Here is a 16,917-nt window from a genome sequence, read left to right on the forward strand (position 1 = left end):
TAAACGTAAAGTGATTGCGCGCGCCGCCGCGACGCGATAGGCATATCGCATGTTTTTCGGCTTCCTCGACGAGCTTCGCGCCGCGGGCATTCCCGCCAGCCTGAAAGAGCATCTGATGCTGCTGGAGGCGCTCGACCGCGAGGTGATCGATCGCAGTCCCGAACAATTTTATTATCTCAGCCGCGCCATCTATGTGAAGGACGAAGGGCTGCTCGACCGCTTCGATCAGGTCTTCAATAAAGTCTTCAAGGGGCTGCTCACCGATTACGGTCAGAACCCCGTCGACATCCCCGAGGAATGGCTGAAGGCCGTTGCTGAGAAATATCTGACGCCCGAGGAGATGGAGGCGATCAAGGCGCTCGGCGACTGGGACGAGATCATGGAGACGCTGAAGAAGCGGCTCGAAGAACAGCAGAAGCGCCACCAGGGCGGCAACAAGTGGATCGGCACCGGCGGCACATCGCCCTTCGGCAATTCGGGCTATAATCCCGAAGGCGTGCGGATCGGCGGCGAAAGCAAGCACAAGCGCGCGCTGAAGGTCTGGGAAAAGCGCGAGTTCGCCAATCTCGACAACACCAAGGAACTCGGCACCCGCAACATCAAGATCGCGCTCCGCCGCCTGCGCAAATTCGCGCGCGAGGGCGCGGCCGACGAACTCGATATTCCCGGCACGATCGAAGGGACCGCGCGGCAGGGCTGGCTCGACATACGCATGCGTCCCGAACGGCGCAATGCGGTCAAGCTGCTGCTTTTCCTAGACGTCGGCGGATCGATGGACCCGTTCATCAAGCTTTGCGAGGAATTGTTCAGCGCCGCGACGAGCGAATTCAAGAATCTCGAATTCTTCTATTTCCACAACTGCCCCTATGAAGGCGTGTGGAAGGACAACAAGCGCCGCTGGTCCGAACGCACGCCGATGTGGGATATCCTCCACAAATATGGCCATGATTATAAGCTGGTCTTCGTCGGCGATGCGTCGATGAGCGCCTATGAAATCACCCATCCGGGCGGCAGCGTCGAACATTTCAACGAAGAATCGGGCGCGGTGTGGATGCAGCGCATGACGCACGTCTATCCCGCCGCCGTGTGGCTGAACCCCGTTCCTTCGGCGCAATGGGGCTACACCCAGTCGGTGAAGCTGATCAAACAGTTGATGAACGACCGCATGTATCCGCTGACGCTGGCGGGGCTCGACGACGCGATGCGCGAACTGACGCGCAAGCATTGAGCCACGGTTTTCTTTAATCGTCATTGCGAGGGCCGAAGGCCCGTGGCAATCCAGAGCCTGCGTCAACCGCCCTGGATTGCTTCGCTCCGCTTGCAATGACGAGAAACTAGGCCCCGAATGATCGATCTCCCTCTCGTTACAATCCTTCTGCTCACCGGCTTCATCAACCTGATCGGTGCGCTGGCCTATGCCGCCCGCATCGCCGGCGTGCGGACGCGGCGGATCGCGATGTCGTTCGCGCTGTTCAACATCCTCGTGCTCTTTTCGCGCACCTCGAACAGTTTTCTGGGGCCGTTCCTCGCGAAGCGGATCGAAACGCGCATCCATGACGGCAGCGGCGCCTCGCTGTTCCTCGACATGCAATTGGTGCTGGCGGCGGCAAGCGTCGCGACGCTGCTCGGCATCCTGCTCGTTCCCACCGGCCAGCGCATGTTCGCCGCGGCGATCGGCTGGTACCAGAACAACCGCTCGACGACGCGGCTCGCGATGAAGGCGGTCAGCCCGAGCGGCCTGCGCACGATGCGCCAGTCGCTTCGTGTGCCCAGCCTTGGTCACCTCAAAGCGTGGCGCATGCCCAAGGGGATCGGCTGGGGTGTCCTGATCGCCAACTGCCTTGCGCAATCGCTCCTCGCGGTCGGCGTCGTCGCGTCGCTTTATGCGGGCTATCTCGCCCCCGAATTTCGCGTTACCGCTTCGCAGCTTTCGGCACTCATCAACGGCTTCGCGACGATCCTGCTCTTCGCCTTCATCGACCCGCAGCTGTCGGTGATGACCGACGACGCGGTCGAGGGCAAAGTCGACGAGGGTGATTTCCGCCGCGCGATCACCTTCATCTCGCTGAGCCGGCTCGCCGGCACGATCCTCGCGCAGGCGCTGTTGCTGCCCGCCGCGACGCTGATCGCTTACGTTTCCGTGCATGTCTGACGCGCCGATGCGGCACAGCCGCTTTCACGCCGTCCGCACGCGGCTCGAGGCGATGGCGGTCGAGCCCGGGCCGCGCGGCTGGTTTCTCGAATTTCTGGTGTTCGGCTTCAAACAGGGCTGGGCGTGCCTGTTCGGCGCGCTGATGCTCGCGCTTTTGCTCGGCACCCATCTATTCTGGCCCGACAGCGCGCCGGTCCACCGCTATGACGCGATCACCATCGGCGCGGTGCTGACCCAGCTCGGCATGCTCGCGTTCCGGCTCGAGACACCGCGGGAAGCGATCGTTATCCTGATCTTCCACATCGTCGGCACCGTCATGGAGCTGTTCAAGACCGCCGCGGGGTCATGGCAATATCCGGAAGGCAGCCTGCTCCACATCGGTGCGGTACCGCTGTTTTCAGGCTTCATGTACGCCGCGGTCGGCAGCTATATCGCGCGCGTCTGGCGCATCTTCGATTTCCGCTACACCGGCTATCCGCCGATGTGGACGAGTTACGCGCTTGCGGCCGCGATCTATGTCAACTTCTTCGCGCACCACTGGCTGCCCGACATCCGCTGGCTTCTGTTCGCCGTCACCGCGCTTCTCTTCTGGCGTTGTCAGGTGTGGTTCCGCCCGCTCCACATCCACCGCCGCATGCCGCTGCTCGTCGGCTGGGGCCTCGTCGCGCTGTTTATCTGGTTCGCGGAGAATATCGGTACCTTCGCGCGCGCCTGGACCTATCCCAGCCAGGCCGATGGCTGGCACATGGTGGGGTTCGAGAAGCTGGGCAGCTGGTATCTGCTGATGATCATCAGCTTCGTGCTGGTCAGTCTGGTGCAGCAACCGAAGGGGCCGGATCAACCAAACGGCTGATCGATCGAGGGCGGCGGCTCGCTGAACCATTTCGGGCCGCTGTCGGTCATGTGAAAGCAATCTTCCAGCCGGATACCGAACTCGCCGGGAATATAGATGCCGGGTTCGTTCGAAAAGCACATGCCCGCCGCCAGCTTCGTGGTTTCGCCGCGCACCAGATTGACCGGCTCATGCCCGTCGAGGCCGATCCCGTGGCCGGTGCGATGCGACGTGCCGGGCAGGCGATAGCCCGGCCCCCAGCCGAGCTTCTGGTAATAGGCGCGCACCGCATCGTCGACCGTTCCCGCCGCCGCACCGATTTGCGCCGCGGCGAAGGCGACGTCCTGCCCCTTGCGCATTTCGTCCCACACCTGCCGCTGGCGCGGGCTCGCCTTGCCGTAGACGAAGTTGCGCGAGATGTCGGACTGATAGCCGTGCACGGTCGCGCCGCAGTCCATCAGCACCACCTCGCCCGCCTTCACCGCCTGCGGCTTGCCCGATCCGTGCGGATAGGCGCTCGCTTCGCCGAGCAGGATCAGCTCGAATTCGCTGTTGCCGCCCAGCGCACGCGTCGCGGCGCGCATGATCGCGCCAATGTCGGCCGGGGTCATCCCCGCCTCGATCCGCGGCGCGGTGTGGCGATAGGCGGCGATGGTTATGTCGCTGGCGACCTGCATCAGCGCGAGTTCGGCCGCCGACTTGATCATGCGGCAACCGCGCACGACCGGCGCACCATTGACGACGCGCGCCTCCGGCATTGCCTTTTCCAGCGCGTCGACCGCGAAATAGCGCACCGTCTCCTCGACGCCGATCCTGCCCTTGGCAAGTCCGCGCTTCGCCAGCCAGTCTGAAACGAAGCGGAGCGGATTTTCATCCTCGTTCCAGGTCAGCACGTCGGCCGGAACGCCCAGGCTTTCGCGCACCGACGGTTCCTCGAAAAAGGGCGTGACGATCGCCACCTCGCCCTCGCACGTCAGCACCGCGGCCGTCAGCCGCTCGCTCCGCCACCATTCGACCCCGGTGAAATAGATGAGGCTCGACCCCGGCTCGATCAGCAGCGCGCCGATATCGTTCGCGCGCAGCAGCGCCGCCGCCTTCGCGATCCGCGTCTTGCGTTCGTCGGCACCGATCGGGACGGCCTTTGCCGCGAGGTTGGGGAGGCCCGCGGTGTCGGCAGCGAGCGCGGAAATCGGCACACTCGCCACCAATCCGGTCAGCGCCGCCGTACCCAGAAATTGCCGCCGCTGCATCGCCATCCCCTTATCCCTGGTAAATCAGCAAATCCGCAATCTCTTCACGCCACGCCGCCTCGTCGGGCAGCGCCAGCGCGTCGAGGTCGCCCGGCGCTGCCGCCGCATCATCGACCCACAGGCGCAAGTCGGACCCGCCGTTGATCACGTCGATCGCAAGCACATCGTCGGTATATTCATATTTGAAATCCTTGCCGCGCCAGATCGGATAATCGGGATAGAGCGCGCGGATCGCCTTGAAGCCCAGCGCCTGCACGCGCCACGGGCGGAACGTCGCATGGTCGTACCACGGGCCGTCAGCGTGGATATGGATGCCGCTGTTGAGCTGTCCCTTATGCTTGTGAAAGGTCGGCTCGAACCAGATGTCGCGCAGTTTGCAGCCCGTCAGCCATTCGGGGGCGAGCCGGTGCATCTCGGCGATCACCGCCCGCGCATCGATGTCGGGCGCGCCGAAGAGTTCGAGCGGGCGCGTCGTCCCCCGCCCCTCGCTGAGCGTCGCGCCCTCGACCATCACCGTCCCGGCATAGGCGCGCGCCATGTTGACGTTCGGCGCATTGGGACTGGGATTGATCCAAGCGCGGTCAGCGGGCCAGCCGAAACCCGGACCATCGGGCTGCCACCCCTCCATCGCGATGACACGATAGTCGACGTCGACGCCGAAGTGGCGAAGGAACCAGTGCCCCATTTCGCCCAGCGTCAACCCGTGGCGCATCGCCATCGGCCCCGCACCGACGAAGCTTTCCCATCCGGCGCGCAGGAGCATGCCTTCGACCGGGCGCCCCGCGGGATTGGGCCGGTCGAGCACCCACACCGCCTTGCCGTGCGCCGCCGCGGCCTCGAGGATGTAGAGCAAGGTGGTGACATAGGTGTAGATGCGGCAACCCAGATCCTGAAGATCGACGAGCATCACGTCGAACGTGTGCATCGCCTGCCCGGTCGGCCGCCGCACTTCGCCGTAGAGGCTGAACACCGGCATGCCGTAGGCCGGATCGGTGAAGTCGGGCGACTCCATCATATTGTCCTGCAGGTCGCCGCGCACACCATGTTGCGGCCCGAACACCGCGGTGACATTCACCCCCGCCGCGACCAGCGCGTCGATGCTGTGCGTCAGGTCGGCCGTCACCGACGCGGGATGCGCGAGCAGCGCGACGCGGCGCCCCTCGAGCGGTTTGCGAAGCGCCGGATCGGCGAGCAGGCGGTCGATGCCAAATGTCACGGTCATGCTGCGCCGGGTGCCCCAAGCGTCAGTTGAAAGCAATCGGGATGATGGAAGTCGGGCTTGCCGGGCGGGTGCCGCAGTGCCCAATAGCTTTTGGTGCCGTCCAGTTCCTCGATCACCGCCGACAGCGCGAGCTTGCTGCCGCGATCGGGATAGATGCCCGGTTCGATGCGCAGGATATAAAGCGCGGCGCCGCGCTCGCACGTCATGTCCCACGGCGCCAGATCGTCGCTTTTCAAGAGCGAGCGATAATCGTCGAACTGGTAGCAGGCCCAGCGGCCATCGGGCGCATAGTTGAACTCGGTATAGTCGGGCTGCCCCTCTTCGGTCAGAAACGCCTCGAAGCAGCTGCTCTGCCATAGCCCGTCGGTCGCCGTGTCGGCGATTACGAGCTGTCCTTCGCAGGGCGGCAGCACCAAGGCGCCGATATCGCCCTCGACCCCGAAGCGCAGCGAAAAACCGTCTTCGAACGACAGCGCCACCTCCGCCCACACCGCGCGCACCGCTTTCGCGGGCGTCCCGGGGTGGCAGATCAGCTGTGTGCGCATGCTATCCAAATCGCAAACCCCATGCTAAGCGCCCCCCGCTTTCAATGAGGCCGCCATGACGAACTATAAATCCGACCTGCTGCGCCTGCTCGACGAGCGAGGCTATATCCATCAGATGACCGACGCGGAAGGGCTCGATGCGCTTGCCGCCAAACAGGTCGTCCCGGGATATATCGGCTTCGACGCGACGGCGCCCAGCCTGCATGTCGGGAGTCTCGTCCAGATCATGATGCTGCGCCGCCTGCAGCAGACGGGGCACAAGCCGGTCGTGCTGATGGGCGGCGGGACGACGCGGATCGGCGATCCCACGGGGCGCGACGAGAGCCGCAAGATGCTGTCCGACGAAACGATCGCCGCGAACATCGCGTCGATCCGCACGATCTTCGAACCCTTTCTGATCTTCGGCGACGGCCCGACCGACGCGGTGATGGTCGACAATCAGGACTGGCTGGGCAAGCTCGGTTATATCGAGCTGCTTCAGGAAGTCGGGACGCATTTCACGATCAATCGCATGCTGACCTTTGATTCGGTCAAGCTGCGCCTCGAACGCGAACAGCCGATGACCTTCCTCGAATTCAACTACATGATCCTTCAGGGGTACGACTTCCGCCATCTGTCGAAGGCGATGGACGTGCGGCTCCAGATGGGCGGATCGGACCAGTGGGGCAATATCGTCAACGGCATGGAACTCGGTCGCCGCATGGACGGCGCCGAACTCTTCGGGCTGACGACTCCGCTGCTGACCACCGCCGCGGGGGCCAAAATGGGCAAAACCGCCGCCGGCGCCGTCTGGTTAAATGCAGATCAACTGTCCCATTTTGACTATTGGCAATATTGGCGCAACTGCGACGACCGCGACGTCGGCCGCTTCCTGAAGCTGTTCACCGACCTTCCGCTTGCCGAGATCGCGCGGCTCGAAGCGCTCGAAGGCGCCGAGATCAACGAAGCGAAAAAGATCCTCGCCAACGAAGCGACCGCGCTGTGCCGCGGCGCCGATGCAGCGAAGGCTGCGGCGGAAACCGCGACGCAAACCTTTGAAAAGGGCCACATCGGCGGCGACCTGCCGCGCGTTTCGGCCCCGGCCGAAGGGATCGGCATCCTGAACGCGCTGCGCGAAATGGGTTTTGCGGCGTCGAACAAGGAGGCGCGCCGCAAGCTCGACGAGGGGGCGGTGAAGGTCGACGGCACGGTGATCCACGACCCCCATTATCTGGTCGTGCCCGGCGAAAACGATGTGCCGGTCAGCCTGGGGGCAAAGAAGCACGGGCTCGTCACGCGCTGAATCCGCAAAAAAGCGTTTACGGATTCTTCAGCAATCGCGATGATCTTCTCCGGCAAACCACAAAGGTCCGGGACGTATGCGTAAGATTGACACGAGCAAAGCCCACTATGTCGGGCTCGACCAGCGAATTGCTCCGCGCAGCGACGTTTACTGTCGCCTGCCCTTCGTGCTGCCCGACGGGCGGCAGGAAATGTGCACCTGCGTCAACATCAGCGCCGACGGCTTGCTGATGCGTTACGAACGCGGGCTGGAGCCAGGCGATCTGGTCGTGTTCCGCATGCCCATCATCGGCCGCACGGCGGCAAAGGTCGTCTGGTCGCTCGGCGGCAAGACCGGTGTGCAGTTCGAAAAATCGATCACCGCCGAAGATTATCTGCCGATGATCCGCGCCATGGGCGCCCGCGGCGACGTAAACTAGCGCTTCCCGATCGCGGCGCCCCCGCGCAGGCGGGGGCCGTTGGAGACCCGTCTCTCCGTCGTTGCAAAAACTGCCAGCGGCCCCCGCCTGCGCGGGGGCGACGCTTGCTCACCCACTCCGCAGCAGCGGCACCGCCGCATCGCGCTCGAACAGATACAGGCAAAACCGTACCGCTTCGCCGCGCGCGCCTTCCATTCCGCCGTCGCGTTCGACGAACAGCCGCGCATCGTCATGCGCCACCGGCAAGAGGCGAACGAGCTGTTCGGGCGTCGCCAAACGATAATCGGCGTCGCCCGACTGCTTGAGCCCCAGCAATTCGCCGCCGCCGCGCAGCTCCAGATCCTTTTCGGCGATCACGAAGCCATCGTTCGTGTCGCGCATCAACGCGAGCCGCTCGCGCGCCGTTTCGGACAGAGTCTGCGATCGCAGCAGCAGGCACACCGATTTCGCCGTTCCGCGTCCGACGCGGCCGCGGAGCTGGTGGAGCTGGGCCAGCCCGAAGCGGTCCGCATGCTCGACGATCATCAGGCTGGCGGCGGGGACATTGACCCCGACCTCGATCACCGTCGTCGCAACGAGAACGCCGATCTCGCCCGCCTCGAACCGTGCCATGACGTCATCCTTGTCCTGCCCTTTCATGCGGCCATGGACCAGCCCGACGCGCGCCTCGCCGAACCGGGCGCGGAGCAGCGCGGCGCGATCTTCGGCCGCGGCCAGTTCGCTCGCCTCGCTCTCGGCCACCAGCGGGCACACCCAATAGGCCTGCGCGCCGTTCGCCAGATGCCGGGCCAGGCCGTCGATCACTTCGTCGAGCCGGTCGACCGACACGACGCGCGTATCGACGGGCGTCCGCCCGGGCGGCATTTCGTCGAGCCGCGACACGTCCATCTCGCCATGGTTGGCGAGCAGCAGCGTGCGGGGAATCGGCGTGGCGGTCATGACCAGCAGATGCGGCGGACGCGCCGCCTTGTTCGTCAGCATCAGTCGCTGGGCCACGCCGAAACGATGCTGTTCGTCGACCACGACGAGCGACAGATCGCGGTAGTTCACCGCGTCCTGAAAGATCGCATGCGTTCCGACCAATATGTCGATGCTGCCGTCGGCAAGCCCCATCAGCGTCGATTCGCGCGCCCGTCCCTTGTCGCGGCCGGTCAGGATGGCGAGATTGACGGGCAGCCCGGCGAGCATTGATTGCAAGGTCGCATAATGCTGGCGGGCCAGAATCTCGGTCGGCGCGAGCAGCGCCGCCTGCGTTCCCGCTTCTACCGCCGCCAGCATCGCGCGCAGCGCGACAAGCGTCTTGCCCGATCCGACATCGCCCTGCAGCATGCGCAGCATCGGCGTGTCCTGCGCCATGTCGCCGGCGATCTCGCGCCCGACGCGCTCCTGCGCGCCGGTCAGGCCAAACGGCAGCCTTAGCGCATCGACCAATCGCCCGTCGCCGCGCACCGCCCTCCCCCGCCGATTGCGCAATCCCTGCCGGATCAGCATCAGCGCGACCTGACTGGCGAATATCTCGTCGTAGGCGAGCCGGTCGCGCGCCGCTTCGTCGCGCGGGCTGGCGTGGGCGCGTTCCATCGCATCGCGCCACGCGGGCCAGTTGCGACTCGCCAGCAGCGGCGCGTCGATCCATTCGGCAAGTTCGGGTCGGCGCTCGAGCGCCACCGCCGCCAGCTGCGACAGCCGCGCATTGGTCAGTCCTTCGGTCAGCGGATAGACGGGCTCATGTTCCGCAATCCCGGCCTCGTCTCCCGGTTCGGCGACATGGTCGGGGTGCACGATCTGGCGCATATCCCCATAAAGATCGAGCCGCCCCGACACCCGGCGCTGCTCCCCGAGGGGGAACAGTTTGCGCGCCAGACCCGACGTCCGCCCGAAATAGACCAGCCGCACATGGTCGCCCGCCGCGTCGAACGCCTCGACGCCGAAGGGCGCCCGCGGCGATCGGCCGGGGCGGTAATCCTGCGCGGTCAGATCGACGATGATCGTCTGGCCCGCCTGCGCCTGATCGAGGCGGTCGACGGGCACGCGCGAAATCAGGCCGGTCGGCAGATGGAACAGCACATCGACAACGCGCTCGAGCCCCAGTCGCGTCAGCGGCTTGGCAAGCTGCGGACCGACACCCTTGAGGTCGGTCAGCGCGGCAAAGAGCGGGTTGAGGATTTCGGGTCGCATGGCTAGGGCGTGTCTAGCCTCGTCTTTCCGTTCGTGTCGAGCGAAGGAAACCCAACCTCTCTTCCGTTTGTGCTGAGCTTGTCGAAGCACCGTCCTTATTTCCAGCGGCGGAAAGAGAGAACAGCCCTTCGACAAGCTCAGGGCGAACGGTGAGTGGGGGCGATGTCCGTTTTCACTTCATCGCTTGCGCGATTAGAAGGCCCGCCATGCAAGACCGCCTCAAACGCCTGAAATTCCGTGCCTGGCACCGCGGCACGCGCGAGGCCGACTATATGATCGGCGGCTTCTTCGATCGCTATGCGGCGGCGTGGGGCGAAGACGAAATCGCGTGGTTCGAAGCCGTCGTCGAAGAAGATGACGTCGATATCATGGCGTGGGCGCTCGGCACCGGGCACCCGCCCGCGCATCTCGACCGTCCGGCAATGATCGCCGCGATGCGCCGGCTGGACTATATTCCGCTGCCATGACCCGTCCCTCCGCCGACATTTTCGCCGCCATCGCGTCGGCGTCGGCACCGCTGACGCTCGCGCGCACCGCGGACGGCTTCCTGCCGCTGCTGCTCGCCGATCTGGCACGCGCCAGCGACAAGCGGCTCGTCTATGTCGCGACCGACGATACCGCGATGCAGGCGGTCGCCGATGCCGCGCCTTTCTTTGCGCCCGACCTTGTCATCCATCGCTTTCCCGCCTGGGACTGCCTGCCCTATGACCGCGCCGGGCCGTCGATGCGCGTCAGCGCCGACCGGCTCGCCACGCTGTCGGCGCTGCAGGCGCCGCCGAAGCGCGGCGAACTGATCCTGACCACCGTCGCCGCGATCACCCAGCGCACCCTCACGCCCTTCCGCATCCGCCAGCTCGCGACCACGCTCGCACCGGGGCAGCGGATCGATCGCGACGCGCTTGCCGAACTGCTCGTCGCCAACGGGTTCAACCGCGTCGATACCGTCGCCGATCAGGGCGAATTCGCGGTGCGCGGCAGCCTCGTCGACCTTTTCCCCGCCGGCGAGGACGCGGGGCTGCGCGTCGACTTCTTTGGCGACGAGATCGAGAGTATTCGCCGCTTCGATCCCGCCGACCAGCGCAGTCTTGGCCCCGCCAAGTCGCTGCAACTGCTTCCTGCGGCCGAAACGCTGCTCGATCAGGACACGATCAAGCGCTTCCGGTCGAGCTACCGCGAGATGTTCGGCGCGCAGGCAACCGGCGATCCGCTCTATCAGGCGGTCAGCGAGGGCCGGCGGCAGGCGGGGATGGACCATTGGCTGCCGCTGTTCGAGGAACGGCTGGCGACACTGTTCGACCATATCGACCCCGCAACCCCGGTGCTGCGCGGCCACCGCACCGACGCGACGGCGGAGACGCGCTTCGATGCGATCACCGACTATCATGCAAACCGCGTCGCGGCCGAGCGCGAGCAGGCGGGCAGCTATCGCCCGCTCGCCCCCGACACGCTTTACCTGACCTCGAGCGAGTGGGCGGCTGCCGAGCGCGACCGGCCGGTGCATGTCGTCTCCCCCTTCGATGTCCCGCCCGCGCCGAACGTCATCGATCTCGAAAGCTTTGCCGCCCGCGATTTCACGCCCGAGCGCGCGGCGGACCTCAACGTCTATGACAATGTCGCCGACCATCTGTCGGACGAACGCCGCAAGGGCCGCCGGACGATTATCGCCAGCTATTCGGTGGGCGCGCGCGATCGCTTGTCGGGGCTGCTCAGGGACCATGGCGTCAGCGCGCTTGCCTCCGCCGACGGCTGGCAGGAAGCACTCGGCACCGCTTCGGCCGATGCCGGCGGCGCGACCGCAATGGTCGTTCTTCCGCTCGACCACGGCTTCGCGAGCGACGCGATCAGCCTGCTCACCGAGCAGGATATTCTCGGCGAAAGGCTGGTACGTCGTCAAAAGCGCCGCAAAAGCGCCGACGCCTTCCTCGCCGAACTCGCGACGCTCAGCGTCGGCGATCTCGTCGTCCACCTCGATCATGGCATCGGCCGCTACGAAGGGCTGACGTCGATCCCGGTCGGGAAAAGCCCGCACGATTGCGTCGCGCTCACTTATGCGGGCGGCGACAAGCTCTACGTCCCCGTTGAAAATCTGGACGTCCTCTCGCGCTACGGAGGCGAGAGCGACGGGGTTGCGCTCGACAAGCTCGGCGGCGAGGCATGGCAGCGCCGCAAGGCGCGGATGAAAGAGCGCATCCGCGAAATCGCTGGCGAACTGCTCGCGACCGCGGCGCAACGCGCGCTCCGCCCCGGCGAAGTGCTGGCGCAGGACGCCGCTTATCCCGCTTTCGCCGACCGTTTCCCCTACCAGGAAACCGACGATCAGGACCGCGCGATCGGCGACGTGCTGGAGGATATGGCGTCGGGCCGCCCGATGGACCGGCTCGTCTGCGGCGACGTCGGTTTCGGCAAGACCGAGGTTGCGCTCCGCGCCGCCTTCGTCGCGGCGATGGCGGGGGTGCAGGTCGCGGTGGTCGTGCCGACGACCTTACTCGCGCGCCAGCATTACACGAACTTCGTCGAGCGTTTCAAAGGCTTCCCGGTCAACATCGGCCGCCTGTCGCGTCTCGTGCCCGCGGGCGAAGCGCAGAAAACGCGCGACGGCCTCGCCAGCGGGCAAATCGATATCGTCGTAGGCACCCACGCGGTGATCGCGAAATCGGTGGAATTCCGTAATCTCGGCCTCGTCATCGTCGACGAGGAGCAGCGTTTCGGCGTCGTCCACAAGGAACGGCTGAAGCAGCTCAAGGCCGACGTCCATGTGCTGACGCTGACGGCGACGCCGATCCCGCGCACCTTGCAGATGGCGATGTCGGGGCTGCGCGAACTCAGCGTCATCCAGACGCCCCCGGTCGACCGTCTGGCGGTACGCACCTATGTCGCGCCGTGGGATCCGGTGGTGATCCGCGAAGCGCTGCTGCGCGAGCATGACCGTGGCGGCCAAAGCTTCTTCGTCACCCCGCGCATCAAGGATCTGCCCGACATCGAGGAGTTCCTGCGCACCCGCGTCCCCGAAATCAAATATGTCGTCGCGCACGGCCAGATGGCGCCCGGCGAAGTCGAAGAGCGCATGAGCGCCTTCTACGATCGCAAATATGACGTGCTCGTATCGACCACGATCGTCGAAAGCGGCCTCGACATTCCGAGCGCCAACACCTTGATCGTGCACCGCGCCGACCGTTTCGGCCTGGCCCAGCTTTACCAGCTCCGCGGCCGCGTCGGCCGGTCAAAAACGCGCGCCTACGCGTACCTCACAACGCCCGAGGGCGGCGCGATCACCGACACCGCCGAAAAGCGGCTCAAGCTGCTCGGCGATCTCGACACCTTGGGGGCCGGCTTCCAGCTTGCCAGTCACGACCTCGACATTCGCGGCGCCGGCAATCTCGTCGGCGACGAACAGTCGGGACATATTCGCGAGGTCGGATTCGAACTCTATCAATCGATGCTCGAAGAGGCGATCCTCGTCGCCAAGGCCGAAGGTGCCGGCGTCGCACCGCCGCGCGAGGCCTTGTCGCCCGTTATCACGGTCGATGCGCCGATCCTTATCCCTGAAGATTATGTACCCGACCTGCCGCTACGCATGGCGCTCTATCGCCGCCTCAACGAGGCCGAGGACCGTACCGGGCTCGACGGTTTCGCGGCCGAGATGATCGACCGCTTCGGCCCGCTGCCGCCCGAAACCGCGAACCTCATCCAGCTCATGGAGATCAAGGCGAACGCGAGGGCGGCTGGCATCGCCAAGCTCGACGTCGGCACCAAGGGCGCCCTCGTCAGCTTCCACGGCGACCAGTTCGCCAATGTCCCCGGTCTGATCGCCTATGTCGAGCGGCTGAAGGGTCGCGCGCGCATCCGGCCCGACAACAAGCTGTCGGTGAGCGGAGACTGGATCAGCGCGGGCGCGCGGCTCAACGGCGCACTGCAACTGTCGAAAGGTTTGGGGAAACTCGCACGGCAGGCGAGCTAAGACGGCCGCTATTGCGGACTTATTCCATCAGCCCCGGCAGTTCGCTTCCCGGCACCGGCCCCGACTTCAGAAAGCCCTGCCAGGTCGCAACGCCCAGTTCGCGCAGCCGCTCGAGTTGGCGTTCGTTCTCGACCCCTTCGGCGACGACGAGCAATCCAAGCGCACGCGCAAGGTCCACGATCGCGCGCACCACGATGCGGTCGCGGTCGCTGCCGTCGATCGTGCGCGTGAAACCATTGTCGATCTTCAGATAGTCGATCGGCAGCCTGGCGAGCAGCGACAGGCTGGAATAGCCCGTTCCGAAATCGTCGATCGCGATTGCGCAGCCAAGCGCCCGGATTTGGGCAAGCTGTGCCGCTGCGCTGGCCGGATCGCTGAGCATCGCCTGTTCGGTGAGTTCGAGCGTCAGGCGGTCGGGATCGACACCAGTGGCCTTCACCATCGCCGCGAAACGGTCGGCGAAATCGGGATCGCCGAGGTCGGCGGCGGTGATGTTGAGCGACACGCGAAGCTTGCCGAGCGCCCGCGGCCAGCCGGCGATCTCGGCCAGCGCGACGCGATGCGCATGTTCGGTAAGCTCGCGTTCCATGCGCGCCGCGCGCGCTGCGGTAACCAGCGGTCCGGCGCCGAGCAGGCCGAGTTCGGGATGTTGCCAGCGCAGCAGCGCCTCGACCCCGATCATCGCTCCCGTCGCGACCTCATATTGCGGCTGATAGAAGATTGCGACCTCGTCATTGGCGAGCGCCGACTTGACCATCACACCGTCGCGCGCCGATGCTGGACGTGCGAGCTGGTCGGCAGCGGCGCGAAGCTGCTCCTCGACGGGCTCGTCGCGCGTGATCAGCGCCGTAACGATGCGAATCGCAAGCCGGCCATTCGGATCGCCGACCATCGGTTCGGCCAGCGCGACGTGCAAAGCCCGCTCCTGCGCGCGCAGCGCTCCGAGCGATAAGGGCACCGCAGGCACGATCAGGAAGCGCGGCCCCTCGAGCCGGCCGACGAACGAGCCATGACCGAATTCGTCAGCGGCAAAGGTTTCGAGCCGGCGCGCGACTTCGTCGAGCAGCGCGTTTCCGGTCTCGGTACCGGCGCTATGGTTGATTCGGGCGAGCTGGTCGACCTGGACCAGAATGACGCCCGCGTCGGCGCCGTGCCGACCGTGGAGATTTTCAAGGTGCCGAACGCTTTGTGCGTTCGTGTCAACTGTGCGATTCATTGGCGCCCCCTAGCAGGCTTTGCTTGCCAATCTCTTCCCTTTTGCACCATCATTCAGGCGATGGCCGCAAATTCCGCCCCGCCTGTCGCTCCACTCACCGACGGTCACGGTCGGCGCATCAGCTATTTGCGCCTGTCCGTTACCGATCGCTGCGACCTCAGATGTCGGTATTGTATGGCTGAGGAGATGCAGTTTCTGCCTCGATCCGCGGTCCTCAGTATAGAAGAAATGGGCGTACTTGCCGAACGCTTTGTTGCGCGCGGCGTCCGCCGTATCCGCCTCACCGGCGGCGAACCGCTCGTACGGCGCGGGATCGATCTGCTCGCGGCGCAACTGGGCGCGCTCATCGGCCGCGGGCTCGACGAACTGACGCTGACCACCAACGGCATGCGGCTGGCCGACCATGCTTCGATGCTTGTCGAAGCGGGGATTCGCCGCGTCAACGTCAGTCTCGACACGCTCGACCCCGACGCCTTTCGCCACATTACGCGCGTCGGCGAACTCGCTACGGCGCTGCGCGGCATCGCCGCAGCCCGGGCCGCCGGGTTGGCGGTGAAGATCAACATGGTCGCGCTGGCAGGGCTCAACGAAGACCAGCTTCTGCCGATGCTCGACTGGTGCGCCAACGAGGGCTGCGATCTGACCCTCATCGAGACCATGCCGCTGGGCGAGGTCGCCGATGAGCGCAGCGATCATTATATTCCGCTCCACCATTTCATCGCGCCGCTGCGCGCCGATCGCGCCATCTTTCCGGTCGATCGCCACACCGGCGGCCCGGCGCGCTATTTCGGGATCGAGGACAGCCCGGTCACGCTCGGCCTGATCACCCCGCTCAGCGATAATTTCTGCACCAGTTGCAACCGCATCCGCCTGACGGTCGAGGGGCGCATCTATATGTGCCTCGGCCAGGACGACCATGTCGACCTGCGCGCCGCGCTGCGTGAAGGGAGCGATGTCGATGGCTTGATTGATGCCGCATTGGCTGGCAAACCCCGCGCGCATGACTTTCAGATCGAACGAAAGTCCACACCGGCGGTCGCGCGTCATATGAGTGCAACGGGCGGTTAGATCACGCCCCAGGGGGACCAGATGCAACGCAAGATCGCGCTCGTCGCGTCGAATGCGCCCGCGGCGATGGAGGCGGAGGCCGAGCTTCGCCCGCTTTACGATTTCGTCGATCTTGGCGAAGCCGACATGCTCATCGTGCTCGGCGGCGACGGCTTCCTGCTGCACATGCTGCACCAGCTTCTCGATCAGCGGCGCAGTCTGCCCGTGTTCGGGATGAACCGCGGCACCATCGGCTTCCTGATGAACGAATTTCGCGTCGAAGGGCTGATCGACCGCATCGCGAGCGCCCGCCCCTTCCTGATCCACCCGCTGCAGGGCGATATCACCACGATCAGCGGCGAACGGCACATCCTGCCGGCGATCAACGAAATTTCGCTGCTGCGCGAAACGCGGCAGGCCGCGAAGCTTGAGGTGCTGATCAACGAAAAGCAGATGCTCGAGGAACTTGCCTGCGACGGCGTGCTCGTCGCGACCCCGGCGGGTTCGACCGCCTATAATCTGTCGGCGAACGGCCCCATCCTGCCGCTCGAATCCGAAATGCTCGCACTGACCCCGATCAGCCCGTTCCGCCCGCGACGCTGGCGCGGCGCGCTGGTTCCCGAATCGACGCGCATCCGTTTCAACGTCCGCGAAGCCGCCAAGCGGCCCGTCAGTGCGGTCGCCGACCAACGCGAAATCCGCGACGTGAAGACCGTGCTCGTCACCACCGATCGCAGCCGGCCGCTCACGCTGCTCTTCGATCCCGATCAGGGGCTCGACGAACGTATCGCGATGGAACAATTCATCGTTTGACCGCTTG

14 protein-coding genes are annotated in these 16,917 nt (G+C 65.3%); 9 read left to right on the forward strand and 5 right to left on the reverse strand.

The features are described from left to right. Nucleotides 1–49: 49 nt before the first annotated feature. The 3 genes from MU856_RS10470 (at nucleotide 50) to MU856_RS10480 (ending at nucleotide 3,005) form a co-directional block, all read left to right on the forward strand. Complete coding sequence (locus tag MU856_RS10470; protein WP_186402416.1) at nucleotides 50–1,228, forward strand: vWA domain-containing protein; 1,179 nt, start codon at nucleotides 50–52, stop codon at nucleotides 1,226–1,228. A 117-nt stretch (nucleotides 1,229–1,345) separates the two neighbouring features. Beyond that, nucleotides 1,346–2,152, forward strand: coding sequence for a lipid II flippase Amj family protein (locus MU856_RS10475; protein WP_082819764.1), 807 nt, complete (start codon nucleotides 1,346–1,348; stop codon nucleotides 2,150–2,152). Beyond that, nucleotides 2,145–3,005 (forward strand): DUF817 domain-containing protein, encoded by an 861-nt coding sequence (locus tag MU856_RS10480; RefSeq protein ID WP_263587504.1) that lies wholly within the window; start codon nucleotides 2,145–2,147, stop codon nucleotides 3,003–3,005. Before MU856_RS10475 ends, MU856_RS10480 begins: the two co-directional genes overlap by 8 nt. Here the strand turns inward: MU856_RS10480 and MU856_RS10485 are convergent. From MU856_RS10485 to MU856_RS10495, 3 genes are read right to left on the reverse strand one after another with little or no spacing between them, the layout of a single operon-like run. Further along, on the reverse strand, nucleotides 2,990–4,240 hold the full coding sequence (locus MU856_RS10485) for a M24 family metallopeptidase (RefSeq protein ID WP_263587505.1): 1,251 nt from the start codon (nucleotides 4,238–4,240) through the stop codon (nucleotides 2,990–2,992). The two genes, MU856_RS10480 and MU856_RS10485, sit on opposite strands and share 16 nt — an antisense overlap. Nucleotides 4,241–4,244: 4 nt before the next feature. Beyond that, nucleotides 4,245–5,450, reverse strand: a complete 1,206-nt coding sequence (locus MU856_RS10490) for a DUF1343 domain-containing protein (RefSeq protein ID WP_263588980.1) — start codon at nucleotides 5,448–5,450, stop codon at nucleotides 4,245–4,247. A gap of 2 nt (nucleotides 5,451–5,452) precedes the next feature. Then, complete coding sequence (locus MU856_RS10495; protein WP_062900362.1) at nucleotides 5,453–6,001, reverse strand: DOMON-like domain-containing protein; 549 nt, start codon at nucleotides 5,999–6,001, stop codon at nucleotides 5,453–5,455. Between the two features lie 55 nt (nucleotides 6,002–6,056). Between MU856_RS10495 and tyrS the strand changes: the two genes are divergently transcribed. Both tyrS and MU856_RS10505 read left to right on the forward strand, forming a co-directional pair. Continuing rightward, nucleotides 6,057–7,283: a tyrosine--tRNA ligase gene (gene tyrS / locus MU856_RS10500; protein WP_263587506.1), complete on the forward strand. Its 1,227-nt coding sequence runs from the start codon at nucleotides 6,057–6,059 to the stop codon at nucleotides 7,281–7,283. Between the two features lie 76 nt (nucleotides 7,284–7,359). Further along, on the forward strand, nucleotides 7,360–7,701 hold the full coding sequence (locus tag MU856_RS10505) for a PilZ domain-containing protein (RefSeq protein WP_003039557.1): 342 nt from the start codon (nucleotides 7,360–7,362) through the stop codon (nucleotides 7,699–7,701). Between the two features lie 108 nt (nucleotides 7,702–7,809). On the opposite strand, the gene recG is transcribed toward MU856_RS10505, so the two are convergent. Further along, nucleotides 7,810–9,876, reverse strand: a complete 2,067-nt coding sequence (recG, locus tag MU856_RS10510) for an ATP-dependent DNA helicase RecG (protein WP_263587507.1) — start codon at nucleotides 9,874–9,876, stop codon at nucleotides 7,810–7,812. Nucleotides 9,877–10,082: 206 nt separating this feature from the next. Between recG and MU856_RS10515 the strand changes: the two genes are divergently transcribed. Together MU856_RS10515 and mfd are read left to right on the forward strand one after the other, a co-directional pair. Continuing rightward, nucleotides 10,083–10,343, forward strand: a complete 261-nt coding sequence (locus tag MU856_RS10515; protein ID WP_062900365.1) for a succinate dehydrogenase assembly factor 2 — start codon at nucleotides 10,083–10,085, stop codon at nucleotides 10,341–10,343. Then, on the forward strand, nucleotides 10,340–13,834 hold the full coding sequence (gene mfd / locus MU856_RS10520) for a transcription-repair coupling factor (protein ID WP_263587508.1): 3,495 nt from the start codon (nucleotides 10,340–10,342) through the stop codon (nucleotides 13,832–13,834). Before MU856_RS10515 ends, mfd begins: the two co-directional genes overlap by 4 nt. Nucleotides 13,835–13,853: 19 nt before the next feature. Here mfd and MU856_RS10525 read toward each other — a convergent pair whose 3' ends face one another. Continuing rightward, on the reverse strand, nucleotides 13,854–15,050 hold the full coding sequence (locus MU856_RS10525) for a GGDEF domain-containing phosphodiesterase (RefSeq protein WP_062900367.1): 1,197 nt from the start codon (nucleotides 15,048–15,050) through the stop codon (nucleotides 13,854–13,856). Nucleotides 15,051–15,110: 60 nt separating this feature from the next. Between MU856_RS10525 and moaA the strand changes: the two genes are divergently transcribed. Both moaA and MU856_RS10535 read left to right on the forward strand, forming a co-directional pair. Further along, nucleotides 15,111–16,118: a GTP 3',8-cyclase MoaA gene (gene moaA, locus MU856_RS10530; RefSeq protein WP_062900368.1), complete on the forward strand. Its 1,008-nt coding sequence runs from the start codon at nucleotides 15,111–15,113 to the stop codon at nucleotides 16,116–16,118. 21 nt (nucleotides 16,119–16,139) lie between these two features. Next, nucleotides 16,140–16,910, forward strand: a complete 771-nt coding sequence (locus MU856_RS10535; protein WP_062900369.1) for an NAD kinase — start codon at nucleotides 16,140–16,142, stop codon at nucleotides 16,908–16,910. The last annotated feature ends 7 nt before the right edge of the window (nucleotides 16,911–16,917 follow it).

This window comes from Sphingopyxis sp. GC21 (assembly GCF_025727575.1).
GTDB classification, from domain to species: Bacteria; Pseudomonadota; Alphaproteobacteria; order Sphingomonadales; family Sphingomonadaceae; genus Sphingopyxis; species Sphingopyxis terrae_A.